Annotated in this window: 4 protein-coding genes; all 4 read left to right on the forward strand. The window is 48.0% G+C overall.

The features are described 5' to 3' along the window. Window positions 1-828 precede the first annotated feature (828 nt). Window positions 829-1,245, forward strand: coding sequence for a hypothetical protein (locus QVO99_RS07895; RefSeq protein WP_022317070.1), 417 nt, complete (start codon window positions 829-831; stop codon window positions 1,243-1,245). Between the two features lie 111 nt (window positions 1,246-1,356). Further along, window positions 1,357-2,601, forward strand: coding sequence for a phospholipase D-like domain-containing protein (locus QVO99_RS07900; RefSeq protein ID WP_288177062.1), 1,245 nt, complete (start codon window positions 1,357-1,359; stop codon window positions 2,599-2,601). A gap of 40 nt (window positions 2,602-2,641) precedes the next feature. Continuing rightward, window positions 2,642-3,259, forward strand: a complete 618-nt coding sequence (locus QVO99_RS07905; protein ID WP_022317072.1) for an epoxyqueuosine reductase QueH — start codon at window positions 2,642-2,644, stop codon at window positions 3,257-3,259. A gap of 95 nt (window positions 3,260-3,354) precedes the next feature. Next, a partial coding sequence (locus tag QVO99_RS07910) for a Clp protease N-terminal domain-containing protein (RefSeq protein WP_288177060.1) occupies window positions 3,355-3,914 on the forward strand: 560 nt, incomplete at its 3' end.

Consider the following 3,914-nt stretch of genomic DNA (forward strand, 5'->3'; position numbering starts at 1 on the left):
ACGGCCTAATGACCGTTTTGGGTTAAAGGCAAAAGAGAGGAATCACCATCGCCACATTCTTCCAGTTGGCAAGAGATTTCGCAAATGTGAACCTCAAGGAGAGGGCAAGGGAAAGAGGGAAAAGGGAGGAAGAAAGTCTCAAAAGTCTCAAAAGTCTCAAAGTCTCAAAGTCTCATATAAGCGATAATAAATGTAATAAAAAAGATAATACATTGATATATAATAACTTATATAAAATACCGAATTCCACGTGAGACTTTGAGACTTTGAGACTTTTGAGACTTTCTTGTAAAGACTTTTCCAACGGCTATACATTCTCCGACAAGCAGACTACGGCAAGCTTAACAACTCTGTTCTTGTAAATCCTGCAAATACTATGACATGAGACATGGCAAACACGTACCTCAAGGAGATGGCAAGAGAGAGGGAAAAGAGAGGAAAGTGTCTCAAGTGTCTCACTGTCTCACTGTCTCATAAAATGAATAATAAATGTAATAAAAAAGATAATATATTGATATATAATGACTTATATAAAACCATCAATTCCACATGAGACTGTGAGACAGTGAGACACTTGAGACACTTTTGTAAAGACTTTTCCAACGGCTATACATTCTCCGACAAGCAGACTACGGCAAGCTTAACAACTCTGTTCTTGTAAATCCTGCAAATACTATGACATGAGGCATGGCAAATGTAGACCTTAAGGAGATGGCAAGAGAGAGGAAAAGAGAGGGCATTTTTTCCAAAATTCCCATTTTCCCATTTTCCCATCTTCCCATATAACGAAAAATAAATGTAATAAAAAAGATAATATATTGATATATAATGACTTATATAAAAACACCATTTCCCATTGGGAAAATGGGAAAATGGGAAAATGGGAAAAATGTTGAGCAGCAATGCAGGAAACCGACGGACGCGGGCAAACGCGTACTGAAGAGACAGAAACCAATGGTTTACGGTCAGCAAAACACCCACATAGGCATGAAGACCCACAGGGTTATAATCGAGGAACAACGCAAAGTGACGGTGAAAAAACAACTTGTTACTGATGACAAATACACCGCATTTTTTTGCCATTTCTCTTCATTGCATACAAATATTTTGTCAAAACCGACTTTTTCCATAACTTTGCACCTGTTTTCGCCCACCTGCGGCAATACACCGGAAACGGCAACATCTCAGCATACTTGCCTTCTGGCAGACCGACAAGGCACGCGAGACATGAATCAAGACAAATGATGTTATAGACAATATATGATATTCTTTATCAACGACAACATACGCAACGCACGGACAAATAAAACAAGGACACACGCCACAGGGCGCCCTGCCCTGTTACTTGCCCTGCTCATGATGGTCTGCGCCACAATGACGGCGGCAGCGCAGACCGTGACCGCCGACTCGCTTATCGCAAGGCAGATGAGGGAACATGGAGTGGAATTCTCCAACGACAACTCCGTGACGCTGCTTATGAGCGGACAGGAGAAATTCGACGACATCTTCAAAGCCATCCGCCAGGCAAGAAGCAGCGTACACCTGGAATACTTCAACTTCCGCAACGACTCCATAGCCTCGCTGCTCTTCGACATCCTCGCAGAGAAAGCCAGCCAGGGAGTGGAAGTAAGGGCGCTGTTCGACGGATTCGGAAACGACTCCAACAACCAGCCGCTGAAGAAAAGACATCTCGAGAAACTGCGCCAGAGGGGAGTCGACATCCACGAATTCGACCCGCTCCGCTTTCCGTGGGTAAACCACGTGTTCCACAGAGACCACCGCAAGATCGTGATAATCGACGGAAAAGTGGCATACACTGGAGGAATGAACGTGGCAGACTACTACATCAAGGGCACCGACGTGGTGGGGAAATGGCGAGACATGCACTGCCGTATAGAGGGCGAAGAAGTGAACACGCTGCAGAAGATATTCGTGAGGATGTGGAAAAAAGTGACGGGAGAACAGATAGCCGGGGCGAAATACTACCGCGGCACCAGAAACGCCGACTACATCAGCGGACTGAAGCCCGACGACACACCGACGCGAGGCCACAAGATGGTGGGGATAATAAACCGCGAACCCAGGACGACGAACAAGATAATACGACAGTTCTACACCGACGCCATAAATGATGCGCAAGACAGCATAAAGCTCGTGAACCCGTATCTCACGCTGAACCGCACACTGAAAAAGGCCCTCAGACGGGCGGTGAAAAGAGGAGTGAAGGTGGAGATAATGGTTTCGTCGCACAGCGACATACCGCTCACACCAGACTGCGTGTTCTACAACGTGCACAAACTGATGAAACACGGAGTGGACGTGTGGATATACGAAGACGGATTCCACCACACCAAGATAATAATGGTGGACGGGAAATTCTGCACCGTGGGCAGCGCCAACCTCAACGCCCGGAGCCTCAACTTCGACTACGAGGAAAACGCCGTGATAATCGACCCGCACACCACACGCCAGCTCAACGACATGTTCGAGGCAGACAAGCTCTCATCGTTCAAGCTCACCCCCGAAAGCTGGAACAGATGGAGAACGCCCTGGAAGAAATTCGTAGGATGGGTGGCACATCTGCTCACACCTTTCCTATAGCAAACACCATCATCAAGGAAATACCCCGTCAAATCCACAAATGAAAAAGAAATTCGAAATAAACGTGCCGGGAGGAGCGACCACAGTATTGCTCCACACCTGCTGCGCACCATGCTCAAGCGCCATCATAGAATGTCTGATGAAGAATGGCGTTACACCAGTGATATACTATTCAAACCCGAACATCTACCCGCTTGAAGAATATCTCATCAGAAAAAACGAATGCACCAGATACGCCGACTCGCTCGGACTTACAATCATCGACGACGACTACTGCCACAACGAATGGCTGGCACACGTGAAAGGACTGGAAAACGAACCTGAGAGAGGCAGGCGATGCAGACGCTGCTTCGAGATGAGACTCAGACGCACAGCCCGCTACGCCCACGAAAACGGCATCTCTGTGGTGACCACCACACTCGCCTCGTCGAGATGGAAAAGCCTGGAACAGATAAACGCCGCCGGACAATGGGCTGTGGAACCATACGACGACGTGGCATGGTGGGAACAGAACTGGCGCAAAGGAGGACTGAGCGAAAGGAGGCTGGAGATAATAAAACAGTATGGCTTCTACAACCAGCAATACTGCGGATGCGAATTCAGCATGACACACGACAAGGACAAAGAACAAGCCACACAACAGCCATCGGGAAACTGACACACACCATATTGGCATATTTTTTGTACCTACCAAACAGTAAACGGACAGACAAAGGAATATCCATGCCTGGCCGCAAACCAAATGAACAAAACATGACAAACAAGTTTTCAGACGAAGTACTCGAAGTGCTCACATTCAGCAAAGAAGAAGCCGCACGGCTGGCAAGTCCAAATGTCATGCCCGAACATCTGCTGCTCGCCATACTGCGCCACAAAAGCGGAGCAGCATGCAGCATGATGCAAAGCATGAACGTGGACCTGAAAGACATGAAGCAGCAGCTGGAGCAGAACGTGGCGGCAGGAAACAACGACCATTCCACCAGCGACAGCATAGAGCTGAGCGAGCAGGCAAGCAACATACTGAAGCTTGCGATACTGCAGGCACGACTCATGGCAACGGAAACCGTGAGCGAGATGCACCTGCTGCTCGCCATACTGCACGACCCCAGAAACAACGGGGCAAAAAACATACTGGAAGAAAGAAAAATCACCTACGACCAAGTTATGGAATACTCAAAGAAACAGGCTGACAACATAACGAAAAACGGCATCGGAATGCAGGAGGAAGAAGAAGAAGACTTCATCGGCAGAACCGGAAGCCAGAACCGGAAACAGGGCGGAGGCTCAACAGCCACCGACACCAAGACCGGCGG

It is taken from the genome of Prevotella sp. CAG:592, assembly GCF_000436015.1.
GTDB classification, from domain to species: domain Bacteria; phylum Bacteroidota; class Bacteroidia; order Bacteroidales; family Bacteroidaceae; genus Prevotella; species Prevotella pectinovora.